The sequence below is a fragment of the Colwellia sp. KS18-150 genome (assembly GCF_057551365.1).
The window spans coordinates 26,694-50,658 of the sequence record NZ_BAAJMC010000024.1 but is presented as its reverse complement, the minus strand read 5'-3'; the positions used below and the strand labels follow the sequence as shown (position 1 = coordinate 50,658).

Annotated in this window: 18 protein-coding genes and 1 pseudogene; 7 read left to right on the top strand and 12 right to left on the bottom strand. The window is 37.4% G+C overall.

Features of this window, described 5'->3' with window-relative positions; all coding sequences use genetic code 11:
• Nucleotides 1–26 precede the first annotated feature (26 nt).
• Both AC27IF_RS18185 and AC27IF_RS18180 read right to left on the bottom strand, forming a co-directional pair.
• The gene (locus tag AC27IF_RS18185; RefSeq protein ID WP_487055769.1) at nucleotides 27–7,373 is read right to left on the bottom strand and encodes a M4 family metallopeptidase; all 7,347 of its coding nucleotides are present in this window, start codon (nucleotides 7,371–7,373) and stop codon (nucleotides 27–29) included.
• Between the two features lie 163 nt (nucleotides 7,374–7,536).
• Complete coding sequence (locus tag AC27IF_RS18180; RefSeq protein ID WP_487055768.1) at nucleotides 7,537–8,310, bottom strand: TSUP family transporter; 774 nt, start codon at nucleotides 8,308–8,310, stop codon at nucleotides 7,537–7,539.
• A gap of 133 nt (nucleotides 8,311–8,443) precedes the next feature.
• Here AC27IF_RS18180 and AC27IF_RS18175 point away from each other — a divergent pair, with 133 nt between their 5' ends.
• Nucleotides 8,444–8,977, top strand: coding sequence for a DUF1285 domain-containing protein (locus tag AC27IF_RS18175; RefSeq protein WP_487055767.1), 534 nt, complete (start codon nucleotides 8,444–8,446; stop codon nucleotides 8,975–8,977).
• 3 nt (nucleotides 8,978–8,980) lie between these two features.
• Here AC27IF_RS18175 and hemN read toward each other — a convergent pair whose 3' ends face one another.
• The 8 genes and pseudogenes from hemN to AC27IF_RS18135 form a co-directional block, all read right to left on the bottom strand.
• A complete protein-coding gene (gene hemN / locus AC27IF_RS18170; RefSeq protein ID WP_487055766.1) occupies nucleotides 8,981–10,351 on the bottom strand; it encodes an oxygen-independent coproporphyrinogen III oxidase in 1,371 nt (456 codons plus the stop codon).
• A 167-nt stretch (nucleotides 10,352–10,518) separates the two neighbouring features.
• Nucleotides 10,519–10,830: a TraR/DksA family transcriptional regulator gene (locus AC27IF_RS18165; protein ID WP_487055765.1), complete on the bottom strand. Its 312-nt coding sequence runs from the start codon at nucleotides 10,828–10,830 to the stop codon at nucleotides 10,519–10,521.
• Between the two features lie 52 nt (nucleotides 10,831–10,882).
• On the bottom strand, nucleotides 10,883–11,377 hold the full coding sequence (locus AC27IF_RS18160; protein WP_487055764.1) for a DUF2489 domain-containing protein: 495 nt from the start codon (nucleotides 11,375–11,377) through the stop codon (nucleotides 10,883–10,885).
• 9 nt (nucleotides 11,378–11,386) lie between these two features.
• Nucleotides 11,387–11,980 carry a Der GTPase-activating protein YihI gene (gene yihI / locus AC27IF_RS18155; protein ID WP_487055763.1) on the bottom strand — a complete coding sequence of 198 codons (594 nt, stop codon included), beginning with the start codon at nucleotides 11,978–11,980 and terminating at the stop codon, nucleotides 11,387–11,389.
• Nucleotides 11,981–12,059: 79 nt separating this feature from the next.
• Nucleotides 12,060–12,590, bottom strand: coding sequence for a VOC family protein (locus AC27IF_RS18150; protein WP_487055762.1), 531 nt, complete (start codon nucleotides 12,588–12,590; stop codon nucleotides 12,060–12,062).
• Nucleotides 12,591–12,757: 167 nt separating this feature from the next.
• Nucleotides 12,758–13,618 carry a formyltetrahydrofolate deformylase gene (gene purU / locus AC27IF_RS18145; RefSeq protein WP_487055761.1) on the bottom strand — a complete coding sequence of 287 codons (861 nt, stop codon included), beginning with the start codon at nucleotides 13,616–13,618 and terminating at the stop codon, nucleotides 12,758–12,760.
• 104 nt (nucleotides 13,619–13,722) lie between these two features.
• A pseudogene (locus tag AC27IF_RS18140) lies at nucleotides 13,723–13,950 on the bottom strand (VF530 family protein); the annotation flags it as partial.
• A 124-nt stretch (nucleotides 13,951–14,074) separates the two neighbouring features.
• Entirely contained in the window at nucleotides 14,075–14,812 is a 738-nt protein-coding gene (locus AC27IF_RS18135; RefSeq protein WP_487055760.1) for a glutathione peroxidase, read from the bottom strand.
• 299 nt (nucleotides 14,813–15,111) lie between these two features.
• Here AC27IF_RS18135 and AC27IF_RS18130 point away from each other — a divergent pair, with 299 nt between their 5' ends.
• The 3 genes from AC27IF_RS18130 to AC27IF_RS18120 all read left to right on the top strand — a co-directional run bounded on the left by AC27IF_RS18130 (nucleotide 15,112) and on the right by AC27IF_RS18120 (nucleotide 18,009).
• Nucleotides 15,112–15,696, top strand: coding sequence for a peroxiredoxin-like family protein (locus tag AC27IF_RS18130; protein ID WP_487055759.1), 585 nt, complete (start codon nucleotides 15,112–15,114; stop codon nucleotides 15,694–15,696).
• A 113-nt stretch (nucleotides 15,697–15,809) separates the two neighbouring features.
• Complete coding sequence (gene hutG, locus AC27IF_RS18125) at nucleotides 15,810–16,601, top strand: N-formylglutamate deformylase (RefSeq protein WP_487055758.1); 792 nt, start codon at nucleotides 15,810–15,812, stop codon at nucleotides 16,599–16,601.
• A 10-nt stretch (nucleotides 16,602–16,611) separates the two neighbouring features.
• Nucleotides 16,612–18,009, top strand: coding sequence for a formimidoylglutamate deiminase (locus AC27IF_RS18120; protein ID WP_487055757.1), 1,398 nt, complete (start codon nucleotides 16,612–16,614; stop codon nucleotides 18,007–18,009).
• Here the strand turns inward: AC27IF_RS18120 and AC27IF_RS18115 are convergent.
• On the bottom strand, nucleotides 18,006–18,362 hold the full coding sequence (locus tag AC27IF_RS18115; RefSeq protein ID WP_487055756.1) for a hypothetical protein: 357 nt from the start codon (nucleotides 18,360–18,362) through the stop codon (nucleotides 18,006–18,008). The genes AC27IF_RS18120 and AC27IF_RS18115 overlap by 4 nt on opposite strands.
• Nucleotides 18,363–18,482: 120 nt before the next feature.
• Here AC27IF_RS18115 and ccoG point away from each other — a divergent pair, with 120 nt between their 5' ends.
• The 3 genes from ccoG to AC27IF_RS18100 are packed head-to-tail and all read left to right on the top strand — an operon-like array spanning nucleotide 18,483 to nucleotide 21,602.
• Complete coding sequence (gene ccoG, locus AC27IF_RS18110; protein ID WP_487055755.1) at nucleotides 18,483–19,922, top strand: cytochrome c oxidase accessory protein CcoG; 1,440 nt, start codon at nucleotides 18,483–18,485, stop codon at nucleotides 19,920–19,922.
• Nucleotides 19,923–19,946: 24 nt separating this feature from the next.
• Nucleotides 19,947–20,924 carry a serine/threonine protein kinase gene (locus AC27IF_RS18105; protein ID WP_487055754.1) on the top strand — a complete coding sequence of 326 codons (978 nt, stop codon included), beginning with the start codon at nucleotides 19,947–19,949 and terminating at the stop codon, nucleotides 20,922–20,924.
• Nucleotides 20,925–20,954: 30 nt separating this feature from the next.
• Entirely contained in the window at nucleotides 20,955–21,602 is a 648-nt protein-coding gene (locus tag AC27IF_RS18100) for a thiol:disulfide interchange protein DsbA/DsbL (RefSeq protein ID WP_487055753.1), read from the top strand.
• Between the two features lie 82 nt (nucleotides 21,603–21,684).
• Here AC27IF_RS18100 and AC27IF_RS18095 read toward each other — a convergent pair whose 3' ends face one another.
• Complete coding sequence (locus AC27IF_RS18095; protein WP_487055752.1) at nucleotides 21,685–23,877, bottom strand: SHOCT domain-containing protein; 2,193 nt, start codon at nucleotides 23,875–23,877, stop codon at nucleotides 21,685–21,687.
• Nucleotides 23,878–23,965: the final 88 nt, after the last annotated feature.

The window sequence follows — 23,965 nt, the reverse complement described above, 5'->3', positions numbered from 1 at the left end:
AGGTAAGCAATTAATGACATCGCTACTTATTTAAATGATAGACGAACATGGTGAAAACGTACTAGCAATATAAGCATTGACAATAACCAAAGCGATAATGGAAAACTACCGCCCCCGCTACTTGAGTCACTATTATTATTGTTGTTTGTTGGTAACGGCTCAGGAACATTATTAACAGTAATATTGCTATTAGCAAAGCTGCTTGAATAGCTATCACTAACCTCAACCTCAAATACAATCACTTGTTCACTCGTCACCGCAGGGGCATTAAATTGGATAATAGAACTTCCTTGGCCAGTAAACTCAACATTTGGACCACTCAATTGCACCCATGTGTATGTTAAGGTGTCGTTATCTGCATCATTTGAACTACTGGCATCAAGGTTAACCAGTGTGCTCTCATCTGCTTGCAAGTTACCACTTAGGCTAGCCACAGGGACTTGGTTTACAAAACTAGTTAATAGGCCTGGATCTTCAACATGACCATTTTTAAATCCGTCGGCATCATTAGGCCCGCCATCTTCAATCACTAACTGAATACATTGGTCGCCTTCGGTTAATCCTACCGTAAAGATTACCGATTCTGGTAATGGACAGTTACCATTTTCATCCATACGTGCAGAGCTAATGATGTTGCTTTCATCAATAACAAAATCAAACCACCCTTTACTTGCTATAAACTTACGATATGAAGCATTTGTAGGTATAAATTGTTCATCTATTAATGGGATGACCACTATAGCTTGATTGAAATTAGCGTCATCAGAGCTAACTGTAAAGTTGGTAATCGAAGTTAGGCCGGTGTAATGAACATCGGCTGTATTTTGGGCGCTATTACCTTGATCACCATGTGCGGTAATATCTGCCATGGTAATTACCGCATGTTGAGCGCTCAGCCCTTGTGAAGCACGTACTACGCTACCTAAAGACAATTTAACCCCGACAGGAGTTTGAATACCACCACTTTGGTTCAGTAACGGTAAACGGCTAGTATTTGTATCCGTGTCAAGGTAATCGGCAATACCATCACCATCAGAGTCAGATACACCTTCAACAATATCGCTAATGCCATCGCTGTCGCTATCTCCTTCCCCTAAGACTGGAAAGCTGTCGATAACGTTTATATCAACGGCTATAGAGCTACTATATAGTTCAGTAGTTTCTTGCTCACTTAACACCGCAATTATACGATACGTTCCAGCTAATAACGTCGATGGATCTAGCAGTAAACGATTATCAACTATATCGTTATTAACCAAAGTATCAGGTAATTGCCAATCAATACTCAGTTGGTCTGCATTAGCATCAAAAGCATTAAGCTCAATTAATGCCGTTCCTGCTTCTTTACTTATTACATGACTTAATAAACCTTGTTGGCTTACTGTGAAGCTACCTTTAGGCTCAATATTACGATCAATAATATCAATAATGCTTACATTATTATTTGTAATCACTGCTTGTTCAGATTCAATAAGCGTTAATTGAAATTGATCACCTGCTTTTGATGAATCAAGTAAATCGATAATTAAATCCGTCCCTTCAGCAGTATCTAAGATCAAATCATAGTAGCCGTTTTGCGCACCCGCACCTGAAATTTCATAACTGATAACAACAGGACCAAGAGTCTCTCCAGACAAAGATATATTAACTATCGCTTGCTGCCCCAATAACACGGTATTAGATTGTGAAATAAGTACTTGCGGAATAATTAGAATGTCAAGATAACTAACTAGCTCATTTTGAGAGCTATCTATAGCTGTTATTATCACTGTATGCTGACCCGCAGTAAGTTGAGTTTCACTGACAATTGAAAATGGTATTTCGCCATCAACTAGATCATAAGCCATAAGAGCTATTATGTGACCTACATCGGTAAGGTGCCCTCTAGCTTCAATAATTTGCTCTGGCTGAATATCAAATGTTGGTGCACTAGTATCAACAACCGTTAAGGTTTGTGACTGACGTGTTGTGTTGCCAACAAAGTCTGTCGCAAGCCATTCAAGCGTGTGTTCACCTAAAGCAAATGGCCCTGAAGTTAATTGCGTAATGACAGGGGCATTTGTATTGTTATCAAACACAACAGGAGTAGGTAATTCAAGTGTGCTGAGCATAGCTGTTGCTTCTAATACTAAGGGCTCTAACACGGCAAATTCTGGTGCTGAGTTTGTGCCAACATTAGCATTTAACGGTTCGCTGTCTTCACTATCAAAGATACCATCACCATCAGTATCGTTTAGTAGTGGATCCGCCCCTAAAAGATATTCTTGTAGCTCAGTTAAACCATCTTGATCTCGGTCTAACTCACTTTCATCGTCAGACGTAGGATTCAAGCCTTGAGTCACTTCCCAGCCATCTGGTAGACCATCACCATCTGAATCACTATTCGTTGGAATTAAATTGCGTATGTACTCATATAAATTAGACAAGCCATCATCATCAATGTCTGTATCTGCATCATTACCATCGTTACTATTTAAGCCATAGTAATTTTCCCAGTTATTTGGAATACCATCATTATCGTTATCAGCGAGTGTGTGTTCTAACGAAATATGCAAGTCATAGGTTGCATTACTAGGAATTTCTTGACCTGGATATTTCGCCACTTGAATATAGTAAGTACCGACTTGAGTAAATGTGTAAGCTAAATAGGAATCAAGCCCGCTAATACTCCCGCCTTGACCCGAACTGGTATTACTATCATCATTCCTGCTAATTTGATTACCATCGCCATTTAATAAATATAAATAGCTATCAAATGAGCCATCATCATTCGTTGCACCATTATCTATATCAAACACGGCTTGAGCAGGAACACTTGAAACTGTAAAAGTATAATAATCGTAACTGTTATCTCCCGTTCCTAATACACTTATGTGCGGCATGCTTGTTGAGGTATTAGTGTTACTATCACCTATATTTTCTGAATAACGTAGGTTAAATCCTAAATCAATATTTTGTGCTGTCAGTATGCTGCCATTATCTTCTTGCTCTTGAATAACTTGAAAGCTAGGGTTTGGGTTTGTCCCAGCTAAATATTCGCTCAGATTATTTACACTGTCATTATCAGCATCCAACAAACTATCATCTAATAGCGGGTTTAACCCATACAAAACTTCCCAACCATCTGGCATACCATCATCTTCACTATCCGCCAACATTGCATTGGTTTGATAAATATTTATTTCTAAACCATCGTTTAACTGGTCACCATCTGTATCCGCTAATACTGGGCTAGTATTGTGTTCTGTCACCTCAGCATAATCATCCAAGCTATCATTGTCAGTATCAGTGACCAGTGGGTTAGTAATATAAGTATTAACCTCTTCTCCATCACTAAGGCCATCACCATCGGTATCAGGTGTTAATGGCAGGGTTCGACTTCGGTATTCACTGAGATTATTTAAACCATCATTATCATTGTCTGAGTTTGCATCATTGGCATCGTCTTTATTTAAACTATGTAAATCTTCCCAAAAATTAGGTAAGCCATCGTTGTCATCATCAACCAACCAATCAACAGCTATCGATTGAAAACCATTACTGATTTGGTATTGAGTTGTTGTTTGGCCCGTTTCAGTGTCAATACCAAATAAAATCCCATCTTCATCAATGCCCCATAGATTGCCATTAATATCAGTGGTTAACCCCGCTTGCTTGGTTAAATCAATGCCAGTTAAATCATGAATCAATGTCGATGTTGCTAAGTTTTGATCTAATTGATAAAGCTTATTACTGTAATTTGAACTGATGCCCCATAACTGAATGCCATTCCAAGAAATAGCATCAATATTATCAGCTTCAAATGCCCCTACTAAACTTGCCGCTCCAGTTTCCGAATCTAATGTATAGAGCTTGCCAGTGGTACCACCTTCTGCCATATATAAAGTATTGTCTGAGCCAAACGTTAAGCCAGGTTGCGTTATATCTACACCTAGCTCGCCAACTAAGGTTGCCTCGGCTGTTTCAGTATTAATGGTATATAAGCTGTTATTGACTTCATCAACTGCGTATAAAACATGATTAGCGCCAAAAGTTAAGCCTGCTATGTTGGTCGCTGTCGTTGTGCCTATTAAGGTATAATTTCCGGTGAGTAACTCAATTACGTAAAGCTGACTATCGCTATTAATTGCGTATGCTTCAATGACATTAGGAAATGAATTAGCATCTGTGGGATCTGTGCCATATTGAAACTCTTTTAGGTTACTCCAGTTATCATTATCACCATCACTATTACTATCATCGACTAATGGATTTAAGGCATATAAAATTTCCCAATCATCCCTCATACCATCGCCATCAGTATCTTCAAGCAATGGGTTGGTATTATGGGTAAAGTATTCATCGCCATCCGATAAACTGTCACCATCGGTATCGGTTATCAAAGGGTTTGTTGCTAACGTAAATTCTTGCAGCGTAGTTAAGCCATCAATATCTGGGTCTAATGCCGCTTCCCCTTCATCAATATTTGGATCAAAGTCATACTGAACTTCAAAGCCATCACCCAAGCCGTCACTATCACTGTCACTATTTAAGATATTAGTCCCATAAACATTAACTTCTTGAGCATCATTTAAGCCGTCGCTATCTGTATCACTAGCATTAGGATTAGAAAAATGAATATTAATTTCAACGTTATCATCTAAGCCGTCATTATCAGAATCTGCATCTAAAGGTGAAGTGTTATGGGTATTGACTTCCTCACCATCAAGTAAAGTGTCATTGTCGGTATCATTATTTATTGGATTTGTGCCTAGTGTGAACTCTGCTAAATTAGTTAAGTTGTCACTATCATTATCTAGTGCAGCATCAGCTGGATTGTCTTTATCCAAACCATATTGTATTTCCCAACTATCTGGCATACCGTCACCATCGGCATCGCCATCAGCATTCTCCACAGAGATATGTAAAGTGTAGCTTTGACCTGTGCTAATAATGCTATCAGAATAGCGAGACACCTTAATATAATAGGTACCAACCGCCTCAAAGCTATGTATTAAAAATGAATCAAGAGCATTGGTACTGCCACCTTGCCCGTAAGATGTGTTGTTATCATCGTTGCTGGCGATAAACACACCATTCTCATCATAAAGCCTTAAATAACTATCGAAGAAACCTGACTCATTCCCTTCCTGGTCAATATCGAAAATCGCTAAAGCGGGTGCGCTCAATACAGTGAACTCAAAAAAGTCATAACTGTCATCACCACTACCCATGATTGTTACATGAGGTACTGTTTCTGATGTATTTACACTATCGTCGCCAATATTGGCGGAATAACTTAAATTAAAATGTTGATCAATATTTTGTGCATTTTCGATATCATTATTTGGCTCGACATCTGTCAACTCAGCAATATTGGGGTTAGTGCCTTCGTTATATTCAGTTAGATTATTACGTAAGTCGCTATCAGGATCTAAAGCGCTATCATCAAGTAATGGATTCAATGAATATATCACTTCCCATCCATCTGGCATGCCATCAGACTCAGTATCGCTTAAATTAGGATTAGTATTGTAAGTATTAATTTCGAGATTATCATCGAGCTCATCTGCATCAGTATCGCTAAGGCTAGGATCTGTTGTGTGAGTATTAACCTCATCGCCATCAGTTAACCCATCACCATCACTATCACTATTATTTGGCAAAGTCCCTAGCTGATATTCTTGTAAATTAGTTAATTCATCACTATCTAAATCGGTAGCCGCATCAGCAGGGTCATTATCATTCAGACCATAGATTTGTTCCCAAAAATCTGACATGCCATCATTATCATTATCTTGAAAAGGTAAATTATCACACGATACACCGACTTGGTTGAAGGCATCGATAACATCAGCCACAGCATAAGCTAAATCATCTGCAGCATTAATGACACCACAGGCGCCATCGACGAAATCGGTTGAAGGTGTCCAATAATTGCGGTTTGCATCAAACATAACATCATAAGCTTTACGTACCCCCCAACCTTCCATATTAGCGAGTAAGTAAAAAGCACGGTTAAAGACACCACTGCTATGATGAACATCAATACCGTTATAATAGTCATCGGCATGACCAATAGAACGGCCATCAAGGGTTGGATCTTCAAAAAATCTAAGGGCACCGTCACTTTTAAAAATATCAGCACCCACAAACCAATCATTAGAGCCACGAACAAATAACTCTGCTACTTCACCTGACATATCTGAAAATGCTTCATTGATGCCGCCTGATTGTTCACTGTAAATCAGGCCTGAGTTTTGCTCTGTTATACCGTGAGCCACTTCGTGTGCTGAAACGTCTAGTGAAACTAAAGGGTGAAAAGTAGATTGACCGTCGCCGAAAGTCATCTCTCTTCCATTCCAAAAGGCATTTTCATAGTTTGTACTGTAATGCACGCGCATGACTAATTGGAAAGATAACGGATCAGTGCCATACCAAGAGTTATATAGGTCATATATGGCATCGCCAAAAAAATGAGCATCATTCAATGGTGATGCAGCACCATTAATGCTCTTATGGCTATTACGAGAACAAGGAAAAGAAAATGCTGTATCACCACTCGTACCATGGTCTAAGTCAATGGTTTTAACATTGCTATTTTCCATGGTGCAAGTATCGCCTGTTTGGACGACGTCTAATGAACCGTAGTCTGTACCATATTCATAAAGACCTGTTTTAGTATTCCCTCCAGGGCCCGTAGCTTCAGCATGATTTAGACTATTCCAATGTTTAAGTATACTGCCATCTTTTGCATTAATAATATAAGCAGGTTTGAAGGGCAAGCCATCAGACGACTCAACAAAATAATTTACATAATATGCCAGAATTGCAGAATTTTTTGAGTCAATATAGATTGTTTCATCCACTTGCTCTTGGCTAAATTTATTATTACCAACTAAGGATTTATTTGTTTCAACAAAGTACTGTTTAGCTTTTTTTAATGCTTGCTCCGCAGTAAAGTCTGCAGTTAATTCATGAGTTGTTGGTAAGTCTTTTTCAATATTTTTAACAGCAACACCGTTAAGCTTAGCCACCCGGCTTTGCTTATTTAGATGCACAATAACTTGTTTCCCCCAAATAGGAATATCATTAAAGTATTGCTGATAACGGACATGTTTTTCATCAGCTAAAGGTGAAATAACTTTCGCCGTTTTAAACTGGTAGGCGTTATTGAGGTTAATCATGCTACGTAAGCTAGTATCCACTAATGCTAAAGGATCTGCTTCCGCTTGCTGGTTTAGGCTTACACTATTTTTATTTGCTTTTTCAACAGTCAAAACCCTATTGAACATGCTGACATTTTTATTATTAAGCTTTTCAAAATCCGCAGCAAAAATAGCTGCGGGGACACACAGAAAGCACAACGAGATTACTTTTTTGAAACTAAACACAGCATAATCCTTTAAAGTAGGTTTCAATAGTTAATTCTAAATTCATTCTATATAAAAAATACACATATTAATACAAGCTTATTAGCTATGATTATAGTCAGAAAATAGTAATAAAACCCTGTTAACAGCTCTAAGTTGCTCCCCTTCTCACTTCCCTTTCGCACTAAGTAAACCATCCCATAGAATAACTATACTTAACAAGCATACTAGTACTCATAACCACCACAATAATGCGTAGATACACAGGCTTAATTTTATAAAGAAAATGTGAGCCAAAATAGGCACCAATTGCTTGTCCTAACATCATGATTAGGCCTATTACCCAAGCAATATGCCCTGCTGCAATAAAAATAATTAATGAAGCAATATTAGTGGAGAAATTTAATGATTTAGCGATAGCTGTCGATTTAATCAGATCATGCCCTTGACACGAAACCCCTGCAAGCGCAAAAAACGAGCCTGTTCCAGGGCCGAACATACCATCGTAAATACCTATCACAGGAACGGTTATCTTTTTATATTGACGACTAAAAAACCCTTGATTGTTTGGACGTTTTTTCATCAATGGTGAGGCAACAAAATAGATAATAATAAATAATAAAACCATTGGGATAACAAATGAGAGGATATCGATATTGATAAACTGCACACCGATTGCTCCCAACACGGCTCCAATAAATGCAGCTTTCATTAATGGTTTGCATTCTTTACTACTAATACGCCTATTTTTAAACATTAAAAATGTGGCGGTGGCAGTACCCATACTACCTTGTAGCTTATTAGTTCCTAATGCAGCAAGCGGTGGTATGCCAGCAACTATTAAAGCTGGTAATGAAAGTAAACCACCACCTCCGGCAAGCGTATCAATTAGACCCGCGACAATAGCAATAATGAATAAAAATGCGAGTAATTCAAATGTTAAGTTAGCAACTTCCATTGCATGGTGTCCTTTGTCTATACTAATGAATAAGGGTAAACACTATTTCATTGGCATAATAACCAAAAGCTATATAATACTAGTCTGGTTATACTTTTATCAATATTTCATTTAATTACCAATAGGTTAAATTATGTCCTTAGAAAAAATTTCTGCAGAAATCAAAAAACAGGGCAAAAAAATTCCACCGGTAGAGCTATGGGATCCTGATTATTGTGGTGAAATGGATCTAGTCATTAAAGCAAACGGTGATTGGTTTTATGATGGCAGTATCTTCAAACGTCCCTCCTTAGTACAACTACTCGCATCTGTCCTTAAAAAAGAGTCTGATGAGTATTTCTTAGTCACCCCAGTAGAGAAAATAAAAATTAGGGTTGAGGATGCTCCTTTTGTACTTACCCAATGGCATTGGTCAAGTGAAGAAATGTCAACAATGATAGTAAGCACCAACTTAGAAGATGAGTTTGTACTCGATAATGATCATCAATTGCATATTAGTGAGCAAGGTGAACTCTATATTACCGTGCGCCGAAATTTAGTCGCTAAAGTTCATCGTAATGTTTATTATCAGTGGATAGATCTCGCCAAAGAAATTAGCACTGATAAAGGAACTGAATTGATATTTTCTAGTGCTGGGTGTCAATTCAGCCTTGGTGTTCTTGATTAAAAATTAGATGACTCGTGAAAACCTTTGCTGGTTTATGTGCTTTTTCATGTACGCATCAAAGCTCATGCAAATAATACGAATAAGTAATCGGGCTTTCTGATTAACCTCAATGCTATCAGCAGTATTTATGACTAAACCATCACCAATAAAGCCATCTAGCAAGGGTAAATCTTCACTAAAATATTCATCAAAATTGATAGCGTACTTTTCGTTGATGGCATTTTTATCCAGATATAAATTGCACATTAACTCTTGAATAACGTCACCACGAATTATATCGTCTTGTGACAAACTCACGCCACGTTCTTGTGCATGTTGTTGGTTATCAATACTTTGATAGTACGCTTTCAAATCTTTAATATTTTGACTAAAATTATTGCCGATAGCGCTAATAGAAGACACCCCTAAACCAAGCAAGTCACAACCACCTTTAGTAGTGTAGCCTTGAAAGTTTCTATGTAACGAGCCATTGCCTTGAGCCAGTGCCAGTTCATCATTAGGCTTGGCAAAGTGATCCATACCGATAAAGTCATAGCCATAATTACATAGGGTTTCAATCGCTAGCTTCATCAAGGCGAACTTTTGCTTTACATTAGGCAACCATTCATCACGCAACTTACGCTGCGCAGCAAAACGACTTGGTAAATGTGCATAACTAAATAACGAAATACGATCAACATCCCATTCATGGGCTTTATCTAATGTTTTAGTAAAGGTTTCAATGGTTTGATGTGGTAATCCATAAATTAAATCAATATTAATAGACTTGAAGCCAACTTGCTTGGCATGGCCAATAAAGTCGCCAATAAATTGAGTTGATTGCACACGGTTTATTGCTTCTTGTACTTTTAAATCTAAGTCTTGTACCCCGAGACTTAAGCGATTAAAGCCTAAAGAAAATAAATGCTCGGCTAAATCCAACTCAATTTCTCTTGGATCAATTTCAATGCTCATTTCCAAATCATCAGAAAAATCAAATTTCTCTTTTAATAGAGCCACTAAAGTCGTGATTTGTTTATGTGTTAAAAAACTCGGCGTGCCTCCGCCCCAATGTAATTGCTTCACTTTATAATCGGTAAACAATGGTGCTTGAGAAGCAATTTCTTGTGCTAAGTATTCAAGGTAAATATCGGCTTTATCTCTGTGGCGAGTAACAACCTTATTACAACCACAGTAGTAACAAAGCGTATGACAAAAAGGAATGTGGACATATAAAGATAATTCACGATTAGGGGAATCACTTACTGCCTGAATTAAATCATCATGGTTAAAATCATCATGGAACTCTAACGCGGTAGGATACGAAGTGTATCGAGGGCCACTAGTATTATATTTACTGAGTAACTGAGGATCGAAAAATTGACTAGCTTGCATGATTATTACCACTAATTTAACTATTAGCGGAGATTATACGTAATTATCGCCAGCAATTATTGATCAAGCTCAAGCTCTGCACGTAAATTGCGCTAATACTTCAATCGTGACAAACAATTCCGTTTGGCGAGTCGTTCATTACACCAAGCTAAACAATCATTTCTATGCTATTCAGCACATTGTATGCATCTATCAGCAGCTGGCTGAACCTGTAAACGTTGTTGGCTTATTTCATCGCCACAAGCCTGACAAACACCATAATTACCATTTTCCATGCGGGTAATGGCATTGGCTAAATGTTGAATTTCAATTTTGGCTTCTGACTCTAAAGCGTTGAGTACTTCATCATTTTCACGCTCTCCCGCCTGCTCTGCCCAATCAGAATCACGACCACCGGCAAAGTCTTTATGAATAGAGCTAATACGATGTTGAAGCTCAATAATACGTTGTGTAAATTGTGATTTTAATTGCTCGGTCATAGTCATTACCTCAAAACAAAATAGCATCTCGAGAAAGTGACTTAGAGATGCATTACGAAGATGTACTTAGTATAGCCATTCTTTCAGTAGTATATTGTTGAAGTAGATCAAGATCTTTCACGATTTGTTCATGAAGCTCAGATTCTACCTTCATGCGCTGCATATCTTCCTTCATGCGTTGCTGTTTAGACAACTCTTTACGCTCATCAAGAATAGTAAGATGTTTTATCTCGTTGTATAACTTAAATATAGCAGGGAATTGCGATTCTAGCTCACTGCTAGTTTTTAATGAATCAAGCAACACCGATAAGCGCCAGCACCCCTCACTAAAATCACACTGCTCTTCTTTCATCGCTCGCGTTATTAATAAAACACTGGCTAGTACTTTATGGTCATGACCTGCCAATGCTTTTTGTTTTGCCGCTTCATCTTGCTGCTGTTTTTGCTTTTGCTGTGCAAGTTGACGCAACAACTTGCCAGCATAAAAAGCTAAGGCTGCGATAATTAATACCGCCAACACTAGCGCATAAAGCCAAAAATCACTCATTTCTCAGCCTTATTCAAATTCCGAAAAGTCATCGCTAGCGTTATCAAGTTTATCCCATAAATCTTCTTCTGAGCTTTTACTTGTTACTGTTTCGTCGCTATCTTCTTCATCAAACCCCAACTGCTCAGTTAACTGCTGATGTCTCTCCATCATGGTATTAAAGTAATTAACTTCTTGCTCTGATAATTCAACGTCATCATCTTGCTTAATTAAAATAGCTTGTAACTTTTCATCCGCTTCAATGGCTTCGAGCTCTTGAGCATAATCTTCCGTATCAATTGACTCTGACTCAACATATCGTATTGCTGCGATATTTTTTTCTTCAGCAGTATGTTTTGCTTTAGTCTTAGTTGTTTTAGTTTCGATTTTACTCGCAGAACCACCTAACGCTATAGGCTTCTTGCTACCTATACGAGGGTCTTTTTTTGGCTGGTTTGCAGAAGCATTATCTTGAATAGGCTGTGCTTCCTGTTGACGGTTTCCAGGCTTTTTCCCAGTTTTTTTACGGATTCGTTTTTCAACATTCGCTAAAGCTTCTTTACTTAACTTTGGTTTAGCTTTTGGAGCTGTGGCTGGTTTTCTAGATTTTTTTGTACGAGACATGTGTTTGATACTTTTTAGCGACTAATAGCGTTATTTTACGCCATTAAGCACTAAAAAGTAATTAAATTGTCGACAAGCGCTAATCTTGTTCGTGTAACCATGCTGCATGTCGTGGTGCACGTTTAGTCTTTGACCACTCTTCCACCATGGCATAACCAACGTCATTGAGTTCTTTATATTGTGCAGCAGTGCCAGTATTCGCGGCAAGCTCTAGACGATGTCCATTAGGATCAAAGAAGTAAATAGATTTGAAGACTCCATGATTAACCGGGCCCAACACTTCAACGCCCTTACTTTGCAGCTCATCTTTTGCCGAAACTAATGCCTCAACATTAGCGACTCGCATCGCGAGATGTTGCACCCACGCAGGAGTATTCTCATCTCGCCCCATATCCGGTGAATTTGGAATTTCAAAAAAAGCTAAAACATTTTCGTTACCGGCATCAAGAAAAATATGCATATAAGGATCAGGGGCTTTAGTCGAAGGAACTTCATCTTCAGCAATAGCCAATACCAAATCCATATTTAGCTTATCTTTGTACCAATCAGTGGTTTCTTTTGCATCTATACATCGATAGGCAACGTGGTGAATTTTTTCAATCGTGATCATGGTTAGTACATCTCATGCTTTTAAGGTATGAGCTAATTGTAATCATACCTTAGCAAAGTTCACTAATTTTGCCTGCATTTAACCCAGCTAATAACGTCAGTAAATCACTACAGCTGAATGTATAGCTATATTTACAAACATTAAAAATACTTAAGCTTTAAGAGTGTTTACGCCAAAATAACCGTTTTGTCACCATTCAAGCAAACTCGTTGTTCTGCGTGAAAGCGTACCGCATGACTTAAAGCTGTCGCTTCTAAATCATGACCAGCATGTACCATTTTTTCGATAGTGTATGTATGATTAATTGGCTTAACTTCTTGCACGATAATCGGCCCTTCATCAAGGTTCGCCGTAACATAATGTGCTGTTGCGCCAATAACTTTAACACCACGTGCATGAGCTTGGTGGTAAGGTTTTGCACCTTTAAAGCTAGGTAAAAAAGAATGATGAATATTGATTGCTCGCCCTGCAAGTTTTTGACACATATCATCTGACAAAATTTGCATGTACCTAGCCAGTACAAGTAAATCAGCATCAACATCATCCATTAATGCCAGTATTTGTGCTTCTTGTTGTGGTTTAGTGTCTGCGGTTATCGGTAAATGCTTAAATGGTACACCATGCCAGTCAGTTAATGATTTGCAATCTTGGTGGTTTGAGATAACGGCAACAACATTAATTGGCAGTACACCTGACTTCCACTTTGTCAGTAATGACACTAAGCAGTGATCATCTTTAGAGACAGCAATAACCACATTAGGTACGTCTTCTTTATTACGTAGCTGGTATTTCATATGTAGAGGAGTAGCTAATTCATTTAAAGCATCAACAAATTCACTAGCTGATACCGTTAAATTGCGATCATCAAAAGCAATACGTGAGAAAAATGTTTCGCTGTAAGGGTCACTATATTGTGATGTTTCAGTAATAAATGCGCCATGCTCAAATAAGCTTTGCGATACTTTTGCTAAAACGCCAGTGTTATCTGGACACTGCCAAGTGAGTATATAGTGGTTAGGTGTAGTCATGAAATGTATTCCGGTAAATTTGAAGTATCATCATTGGTGATATTGAACTAAAACGCCAGCAGTTTAATAGCTTATCTGGCTATAATGCTATGAGTTTCGCTCTATTGATTAGATAAGCGGTGCTTGTTTTTAATATATAACTGCTCAACTTTCTCTCTAGCCCATGGGGTTTTTCTAAGAAATTTTAAGCTGGACTTAATACTCGGGTCTTTAGTGAAACAGTTAATATTAATTTGCCCACCTAAGTATTCAAAACCAAAATATGCTTCCAATTCGGTTACGATAGTCTTTAACGTTACACCATGTAATGGGTTATAAGGCTGATTATCCATGAAATTTGATCAATGAAAGTGCGATTGCTTGATTATAACAAAAAAGGCAGCCTACCTTCAAAACTTTAAAGGTGACCGCCCATTTCATTCTAACAATTACTGAGTAGTGGCTTACTTTACAATACTAGGCAAAGTGTTGCTCTAGATCATCAGCACCACCAATATGCTTACCATTAATAAAGATCTGCGGTACGGTATCAGCACTGGTAATGGCGCGCATTGCTGAAATACTGATTTCCTCACCTAAGGTTAACTCTTCATATTGCAGCCCTTGTTTTGCAAGTAAGGCTTTTGCACGAGCACAATGTGGACAGCCCGGTTTAGTAAATACTGTAACTACCGCTGATTGAACTGCCTCTGGGTTAATATAAGCAAGCATGGTATCAGCATCCGACACCTCAAATGGGTCGCCTGTTAAATCTGGCTCAATGAACATTTTTTCAATAACGCCATCTTTAACTAGCATAGAATAACGCCAGCTTCTCTTGCCAAAACCTATTTCTGACTTATCAACCAATAAGCCCATACCTTCAGTGAAATCACCATTACCGTCAGGAATAAAGCTTATATTTTCAGCATTTTGATCGGCAGCCCATGCGTTCATCACAAAGGTATCATTGACTGATACACAAAGTATTTCATCAACGCCATTTTCAGCAAGCTTAGCTGCTAATTCGTTATATCGTGGTAAATGTGATGAAGAGCAAGTCGGTGTAAACGCACCAGGTAAAGAAAAAACCACAACAGTTTTTCCTGCAAAGATCTCCCGTGTATCACGTTTGGCCCATTCATCATTCACACGAATTGGAAAAGTAGTTGCAGGTACTTGTTGACCTTCTTTATTCTCAAATTTAATAGACATAGCGATTCCTTTTTAAGGTTAAATTCAGTTCTTCAAACTAGTAAAGCCATTATTAAATAAATATGCAAACAATTAAAATGATTTAAATAGTACGTCTTAATCTAAAAAACTAATCAATGTATTGAATACTACATAAATTGAAATTGTTTTTACTTTATCGGGTCTTTACTTGGGAAGCATTTTATCGCTTAACACTTTTAATTAAATTCACATGAGGAATTGTCGTGCTCTTTACCAAGAAAAGCTTATTAATAACCATAATCTGTTTGTTTACTAACATTGAAGTATTAGCAGAAAATATGTCAGAAGCAACTAAAACCATTGCTGAATCAGCAGAGCAAGTATCTCCACTACTTAATGGTCAATATGTTCCTACTGTCGAGGTAACAACCTTGGCAGGTAAAACTACCTCATTGCAAACAGTACTAGATAATAAGAAAACAATTCTATTTTTTTATCGCGGTGGTTGGTGCCCTTTTTGTAATACACAAATGGGACAGCTGAAAAAAATTGAACCTAAATTAAAAGCGCTTGGCTTCCAACTTATCGGAATTTCAACCGACAGTGCACAAGACCTACAAAAAAGTATTGGTAAACATGAGCTAAACTATCAATTGCTGGCTGATTTTAATTCAGTCACTAGCCAAGCATTTGGTTTAGCTTTTTTTACTAGCCAACAGGTTACTGAGAGATATCTAGCAGCAATGAGTCTTAATAACCCTTTACAGCCTAATGCGGCAGGGGAAGAGAGATTAGTGCTACCTGTTCCAGCAATTTATGTTATTGATGATCAAGGATTGGTTCAGTTTAATTACGTTAATACTAATTATAAAGTTCGTTTGCATGAAGACTTGCTTTTAAAAGCTGCACAGTTAGTGAAATAGTTAAAACTAAAAGATTTGCTTATCGATAGCTTGGCGTGATAAATTAAGCGCTCAACTTGTATATACAACTAAATACAAGTTGAGCGTCATACTAATTAATCAATAAAGAGCTAATGATGGATTCGAGTTATCAGTTAACTACAGGTAGAGTTGGTGTGTTAATCAGCATGCCTCATAACGGCCAATTAATACCAAAAGCCATAGCCAATACCATGACAGATTGCGCATTGGATGTTGCCGATACTGACTGGTATATGGACAGACTGTATGATTTTGCCAATACCTTAGGAGCATACATTTTAACTCCCAAGTACAGCCGTTATGTTATTGATTTAAATAGAAACCCAACGGGTAAGTCTTTGTATACTGGAGCAGACAACACTGAACTTTGCCCCACAAGTACTTTTAGCTCACAGCCCCTTTATCAAGCTGGGCAACTTCCCAATGATCAAGAAATACAAGATAGAATTGAAAAATATTGGCAACCCTATCATCAAGTTATCGCATCAACATTAGCGCAATTAAAGCGCCAATATAGCAAAGTTGTTCTATTGGATGCCCACTCAATTTTATCTCAAGTACCCCGTTTTTTTTCTGGCACTTTGCCTGATTTCAATTTTGGTAGTGCCGATGGTGTCAGTTGTGACGAGCAATTACTAACAAGCATTAAAGCCATAAACCTTAAACCTTATACAAGTGTTTTTAACGGTAGATTTAAGGGAGGCTATATCACACGTGCATATGGTAACCCAGAAAATAATATTCATGCTATACAACTTGAGCTATCTCAACAAACCTATATGGATGAATCAAGTAACCAATATAATGAGCAAAAAGCCGCAAAAGTAAAAATACAATTACAAAGCTTCGTTCAATGTTTAATTGATTTCACCGAAACAGAATAAGTTGATAAAAATGAAATATTACGTTGAAAACATATTATTAGAAAGTGGCTGGGAAACTGATAAAACTTTAACAGTTACCCGCGGTATTATTACCAATATTACTGATGGCAAAGAAAATAACGCTGAAGTTATTTCAGGCACCGTTATACCAGGCATGGTAAATTGCCATTCACATGCATTTCAACGTGCCTTTGCAGGGTTTAGCGAACAAGGCAGTGAAGGACAGGATAGCTTCTGGACTTGGCGCAAAGTAATGTACAAATTTTTAGCGCAATTAACGGCTAGTGATGCGCAAGTTATTGCTAAATATTTGTATATAGAGATGCTCAAAATGGGCTACACAAGAGTCGCCGAATTTCATTATTTACATCATGATATTGGTGGCAAGCTTTACTCAAATAATTCACAATCTCCCGAGCAAGGAACAAAGCCTTTAGCCACTATGGCACAGGCAGTTTTCTCTGCGGCAAAAGAGTCTGGTATTGGTTTAACTTTGTTACCTGTATTATATCAATACTCTGGTTTTGGTAAGTTACCGCCTAATGAAGGTCAACAACGCTTTATCAACTCAACCACACAGTTTAACCAACTAGTCAGTGACTGTTTTGAATTATCAAGTCAATTTTCCAATAGCAATGTTGGTATAGCTCCACATTCTTTACGTGCGGTAGACAAAGATGCAATTGAGCAGGCTGCTAGTCATTTGCGCTCACTCGATGATAAAGCGCCAATTCATATACATATTAGTGAACAGCAGCAAGAAGTAGATGATTGTCTTAAGCATTATGGCAAACGTCCGGTTCAATGGCTTACCGATAATATTACTATAGATAAACACTGGTGTTTAATTCACGCAACCCATATTAACGAGCAAGAGCAACAAGCGATAATTGATACGCAAGCAATCGCTGGCATATGCCCGACTACAGAAGCTAATTTAGGTGATGGAGTTTTTCCTACCACAGAGTTTTTATCATTAAATGGTAATTTCGCTATTGGCTCTGATAGTCATATCTCTGTTAATCCCATAGAGGAATTGCGCTGGTTAGAATATGCTCAACGCTTGACTAAGCAACAAAGAGCGATATTAGCGTCTGCAGATACTCCTTCAGTGGGACAAAACCTCTGGCAAAAAGCAGCGATGGGTGGCGCACAAAGTACCAGCTCAAACACAGGTTATTTAGCCGTGGGGAAACAAGCTGATTTTATTGTTTTAAACTCTCAACAAACTAGCTTGTATGCTAATAATAACCAACATTTACTAGACAGTGTGATTTTTGCTAGCCGTGAGAATACCATCCGAGATGTGATGGTTAATGGCAGTTGGGTAGTGGTAAATGGTAAGCATAAACATGAGCAGACAAGTGCTAATCAATTTGCAAAATTACTAGTTAAGCTGTCTCGCTAAAGCATATTTTCATATTGGCTAATTGTTTTACAGACACTTGCTTGGTTCGTTGGGTGGAAAGTGATACTAGATGCTTTTTCTTTACAATAACTTTGATAAAACTCTTTAACATTCGTTCTAGAAGAAGTGATTTCTTTTAAAGATGTAATTTCTTCTGTAGAAAAGTTAGATAATTCAGACTGTAAATCAATAAAGATTTTATCTGCTTTTAAACGCACTTTCGTATCGCTAAATTCACTAAAGCCATCTAACAATGCTTGTTTTTGTTCATTATAAAATTTAGTAACTTCAGGCTGGGGATAGAAATGTAAAAATACTGCAGCAGCAACGATTAAGATCAATAAATTTTTCATATTATGCCGTATAATTATATGCGCTAATCTATGTTATTATTATTATTGGATACAATAGCATAAACCATTTTCTTATACTATTTCTTATACTAGTACCAATTTTGTCTACAAGGATTTCTCGTGAGACCCGAAGAAAAAGCCCCCTTAGCAACAAAGAACAAAATTCCTATTAAAAACGTCAAGATTCATCCTGCTAAAAACAAACATGAGCGTTATAAACCGGGTGATCAAATATATGTTCGTAAAAACTCAGGTTTTTTCCAAAAACTAAGACAACGTATGAACTTGGTTTACTTCGCTTTTTTTGCCTTATTGCCTTGGCTGCAATATAACGGTCATCAAGCGGTGTTATTTGATATTAGTGAGCAACGTTTTACGTTATGGAGCCTGACTTTATGGCCGCAAGATCTCACCTTACTCGCTTGGATTTTTATTTTTGGTGCCTTTTTACTCTTTTTCGTCACCACCTTCTTAGGCCGAGTATGGTGCGGCTACATGTGCCCACAAACAGTTTGGACCTTTATATTCATCTGGTTTGAAGAAAAAATTGAAGGGACGGCCAATCAACGTAGAAAGTTAGACCAACAAAAAATGAATGGCAAAAAGCTGTGGAAGAAAACGCTTAAACATACGAGTTGGTTACTCTTTTCTCTCTTTACTGCCATGACTTTCGCCGGTTATTTTTCGCCAATGAGTGAGCTTTTCGTCAATGTATTTACTTTTAATACGACGATAACCATGGCCATTATTTTAGCGTTTTTTACCTTTGCGACATACGGCAATGCCGGTTGGATGCGTGAAACTGTTTGTTTACATATGTGCCCCTATGCACGATTTCAGTCGGCAATGTTTGATAAAGATACTTTGACTGTTGCCTATAATAATGAGCGAGGTGAAAGCCGAGGTGCTCGAGGTCGAAAACAAGATCCTAAAGAGTTAGGATTAGGCGACTGCATAGATTGCAATTTATGTGTTGAAGTGTGTCCGACAGGCATAGATATTCGTAATGGTTTACAGTACGAGTGTATTAATTGTGGTTCGTGTGTTGATGCTTGCTCAAGCGTTATGTCAAAAATGAAATACGATCAAGGTTTAATAAGCTACACCACAGAGCATGATCTTGAAGGTAAAAAAGTACATTTAATTCGTTCCAAGTTAATTGGCTACGCTGTGGTACTCGTCATTATGAGTTCGTTACTCATTTTAGAGGTAGTGAATCGTATACCTTTATCATTAGACATCATTCGTGATAGAACTGAGCTAGCAAAAGAGAATTTCAATGGTGAAATAGAAAATGTTTTCACTTTAAAAATTCTTAATATGTCACAAACCGATAACACCTATAAGTTATCAGTAAGGGGCATTGAGAATACTAAATGGCATGGTAAGCAAGAAGTATTTGTTGAAGCGGCGACTGTCTATACTCTACCTATTAGTATTTCAGTAGACCCGTATGAACTTCAAGGCTATATGACAGACATTACCTTTACCGTTGAACAAGTTTCACCAAAAGATGATGTTAAAATTGAGCATGAAAGTCGCTTCTTTAATAAGCGATAATCAAGATGATAAAAGTAGTAATTAATGGCAAATTTTGATTTTAAAGCACTTTCACCCGATACCATCATTGATGGCTTAGAAAGTGCCGGTTTTACTGTCGATAGCGGGCTTTTACCGCTTAATAGTTATGAGAATCGTGTATATCAATTCCATGACGAGAATTTAATAAAATATGTCACTAAATTTTATCGACCACAACGATGGCAATTAAAACAAATAATTGAAGAACATGAGTTTTCCTTTGAATTAGATGAAAGAGAACTCCCTATTGTTGCGCCGCTAAAAAGAAATGGTCAAAGCCTGTTTGAACATAAAGGTTATCATTTTGCGGTATTTCCTTGTCGTGGTGGTCGAATATTTGAGGTAGATAATTTAGACCAACTTGAGTGGATGGGGCGATTTGTCGGGCGGATTCACGCAGTTTCTGCGCAAAAATCCTTTCAACACAGACCTAGCTTTAATGTTGATGAATTGCTGTATCAAGCTCAAGACACTATTGCTAGCAGTAATTTTGTCCCGCAAGTATTACACAAACCCTTTTTTACCATTCTAGAGCAAGTGATTGACGTTGCGGCTAAACAATACCAACCTACACAGCAAATCCGCCTACATGGTGACTGTCATGCAGGTAATATCTTATGGCGTGATGAAGGACCTCATTTTGTCGATCTTGATGATTGTCGTACCGGCCCTGCCATTCAAGATTTATGGATGATGCTCTCTGGTGATAGACAACAACAATTGTTACAAATTGATACCTTACTAATGGGTTATGAAGAGTTCTTTTCATTTGAATCTAGCCAGTTAGTTTTGATAGAATCATTAAGAACCATGCGCGTAGTTAACTATATGGCTTGGTTATGTAAACGCTGGCAAGATCCAGCATTTCCACAAAATTTTCCGTGGTTTAATACCGAAAAATATTGGGAACAGCAAATTTTAATGCTCAAAGAGCAGATGTCAGCTTTACAACAGCCACCGTTAAGTTTATTACCGGTATAATGAATATTTTAGTAAATATAGGAAATTATAATGAGAACAGTACAGCAACACTTTATGGTGTTATTTTTAATTTTGACGGCATTTTCAACCAGTGCTTATGCAGCAAAATACACCGAAGGTAAGCAATACACACAAGTCAGTGAAACTGCCTCAAATAAAGCGGAAGTGCGTGAGTATTTCTCATTTTATTGCCCTCATTGTTTCCGCTTTGAACCTTTTATGGAAAGTGTCAAAAAGAACCTTCCAGAAGGTGTTAGCTTCGAACGTAACCATGTCGATTTTCTTCGCGCAGCTTCACCTGAAATTCAAGGTATGCTAACTAAATCAGTAGTAGTTGCTGAGCAACTAGGTATGGATAAGCAGTTAATTAACGCGGTTTTTAAATATATCCACGTACAACGTGCTGCGATTACTTCTGAAAAAGATATTCGTAATATTTTCGTGCTTAACGGTGCAGACGGTGAGAAATTTGATAAATTAATGAAAAGCTTTAGTGTTAATAGTAAAGCTAAATCAATGAAAAAGCATCAAGTAACAATGTCTCAAAAACGTGCAATTACAGGTGTTCCAGCAGTGATTGTTAATGGTAAATACCGCATTAACACTCAGGAATTAGATAAAGATAATTTTGAACAAGATTATCAAGATTTAGTGGCTTATTTGTTAACGTTGAAATAACCGTTACTCAACCTTGTTGAGATAATATCATTAAAAAGCCGTCAACATTATTGACGGCTTTTTATTTGTTTTAAAATCTGATTTATTGCTTATCAAACAAATTTTGTAATAACTTTTCTTTTGCCTTAGCAAATTCATCCGCTGATAAAAAACCTTGCTGCTTTAAGTTCACCAATTTTTCCAAGGCATTCACCAATTCTGTATCTATGGTGCTATTAGTGCTTTTGTTCTCACTAACCTCATTTTTAGTTGCCGGTATGACTTTAGAAGGCTCTTCAGTTGTAACTTCTGTGGTTGGGTTTTCAGCGATAACTGTTTTAGGTTTTGGGCTTATAGTGGTATTTTTGACTGGGCGTATAGCGGCAGCTTGATTATGCAGTGGCGTAGCATTTTTCTCTTTCTCTAACATTTGCTCTTCTACTGTTGCCGCCTTAATAATTGGCTTGGCTTTTCGCTCACCAGTTTCATTTATATTGATGTTATGGGCAATTAACCAGCACCAGTTAATAAGCTCATCAACAACATTAAAGTAGCTTTTCTTAGTGATACGATTACTGCCCTTGCGCATATACAAGCAAACAAGATAAGATTTATCTTCCTTGGTTGTTAGCCTCAAAGTAATTTGTCTTATTTTACCATCAACCATTTTATCTATATGTTCTTTATGAAAAAGATCACGCATATCCTGCTCTTTATCATTACTAAATCCATGTCCCTCACCGTCATTAATGCAATTAATTGCGTGTTCATTAAGCAATACTTCACTACTGGCTATATCTACGATATCAAGAATGGTATCAGCGCTACGCTCATGACGGTAATATAAACCGATTTGCTGCTCCGACTCGCTTATTTCAAGATGAGCATATTGTTGTCTTACTAATTTTTTTGCTGAAAACTTATTCACTTTAAAAAGGTAATATATAGCAGCAGCGGCAACACCAGAAAACAACAACACAATAAAACTAATACCTGCTTGAGAGTTTTCATCGATTTCTGGAGCTACATTTTCTGTGACTTCGACATTATCTTGTGACAAACGAAAAAGAAGGTTTTCATTGTTTTCTAGCACAATAATTTCATCATAAAAGTTAACTGCCAAGCTAGGCGTACTATTCGTCGATAAACGATGGGTAAACTGCCATTCTAATCGTGGGGTATGGACTTTATTTTCACTAAGAATCACTGAGCGATTAAACATTAAAGATTCAATTTGCCAATTTTGCTCTTTAAAACTAAGTAGCAATAACTTATTTCTTAAATAAGGTAAATTACGACCTCTGTACATAACCACATCATTGATAGCGCCTTTACTTTGGTGCAATATCTTTTTAGGAGCCATTACTCGCCAATCATCACGCCCTGTGGTTAAGGACAACAATGTTTGTTGATTGTATCTGTGAACAATAAGTAGCTTTTCGCTGTTTTTATCTGGCCAGATAAATTGCTGAATACTTTGTCCACCTAATAAATATATTGAGTCTTTAATTTGGCTATCTTTTAAAAAAGGATTGCTATTGGGAACCGTAAAACTACGTAAGCCAAATTTATTTGGGTTAATCCGTAAAATAACTCCAGAATATAACGGCTTTTGCCATTTTTTATCACCAGTTAAGCTGATATACAGTAGACCAAAATCGTCATTCCATGATTTTGTTGCTGGATTAAAAGACATTTGCTCAATCACAAAGCTCTCGTCAGGTACCCCTATTCTTAATACTTCTCGGGCACTGCTAATATCCACTTTTTTATGAGCAGCTGAAGTAAACTTCCATTCGGTGATCACGGCATCAAGTGTCAACGTCAAATCACTAGAGCGCTCTTGAATACGTTTAGTGCGACTTTTCTTGTTAGTGGTTTCAAGGTGCGCAGTATAAAAAGTACTGTATCCTTTTTGATCACGTAATGAAAAATTAGGATGAAGTGCGATAGCTGTTAATTTATAGATAGGAGCCGGTTCTTCTTGCCCATTATTTTCTTTTCGTGTGCTATTAATGTCTAATAAAGGGGTTTCAGCAATAATATCTTCTAATAAATAGAGTTGGCCTGAGCTGTTAATAACAAAAAACTGCTCTTTATTACTTGGGTTGGCAATAATTTGCTGCCAATCTTTATCACTAATTTGATGATGGCCTAATTGAGAGATTTCTTCAATTTGATAACTGTTACTATTTGCTTGCAGCGTTCCAGAGGCAAGCGTAAATAAAGCTACTAACCAATAAGTAACTAATGACAGCTTCTGCTTTACATATTGGTTTCTAAAATTTATTGCCATAACGAGATATTTTGTCCATGAAATATACCTAACACCCTAGTTTATAAAACAAATAATACTTTATCTATAAATATACTCAAGTGACTTT